Origin of the sequence: Streptomyces sp. MMG1121, assembly GCF_001280015.1 — a bacterium.
Taxonomy (GTDB): Bacteria; Actinomycetota; Actinomycetes; order Streptomycetales; family Streptomycetaceae; genus Streptomyces.
In genome coordinates, this window is sequence record NZ_LGDV01000036.1 from 1 (window position 1) to 836 (window position 836).

At 66.0% G+C, this 836-nt stretch carries 1 protein-coding gene; it reads left to right on the plus strand.

Translation table 11 applies throughout. From position 1 onward, the window contains the following. A partial coding sequence (locus ADK64_RS04980; protein ID WP_234384463.1) for a zinc-binding dehydrogenase occupies positions 1-836 on the plus strand: 836 nt, incomplete at both ends.

Genomic DNA, 836 nt, shown 5'->3' on the forward strand with positions numbered 1-836 from the left:
GGGTGCCGGAGGGGTGGTCGTTCGTTGAGGCGGCGTCGGTGCCGGTGGTGTTCTTGACTGCGTATTACGGGTTGGTGGATCTGGCTCGTGTGCGGTCGGGTGAGTCGGTGTTGGTGCATGCGGCTGCTGGTGGTGTGGGGATGGCTGCGGTGCAGTTGGCGCGGCATCTTGGGGCTGAGGTGTGGGGGACGGCGAGTCCTGGTAAGTGGGGTGTTCTGCGGTCGGCGGGTGTGGATGAGGTGCGTATTGCTTCGTCGCGGACGTTGGATTTTGAGGAGTCGTTCCGTGTTGCGACGGGGGGGCGGGGTGTGGATGTGGTGCTGGATTCTTTGGCGGGTGAGTTCGTGGATGCGTCGTTGCGGTTGGTGGCGGCAGGTGGTGGTGGCCGGTTCGTGGAGATGGGTAAGACGGATGTTCGTGATGCGCGGGGGGTGGCGGTTGAGTATCCGGGTGTGGATTATCGGGCGTTTGATCTGATGGAGGCGGGGCCTGAGCGTATTGGGGAGATGTTTGCGGAGTTGATGGTGTTGTTCGAGCGGGGGGTGCTGGCGCCGTTGCCGGTGTCGGTGTGGGATGTGCGGCGGGCGCCGGAGGCGTTCCGGTTCATGGGTCAGGCCCGGCATGTGGGCAAGGTGGTGCTGACGGTTCCGGCGCGGCTGGACTCTGAGGGTACGGTGCTGGTCACGGGTGGTACGGGTGTGCTGGGCGCGCAGGTCGCGCGGCATTTGGTGACTGAGCATGGTGTGCGTCATCTGGTGTTGACGAGCCGGCGTGGTCCGCAGGCGCCTGGTGCGGCCGAGTTGCGGGCCGAGCTGGTGGGCCTGGGCGCGGAGGTG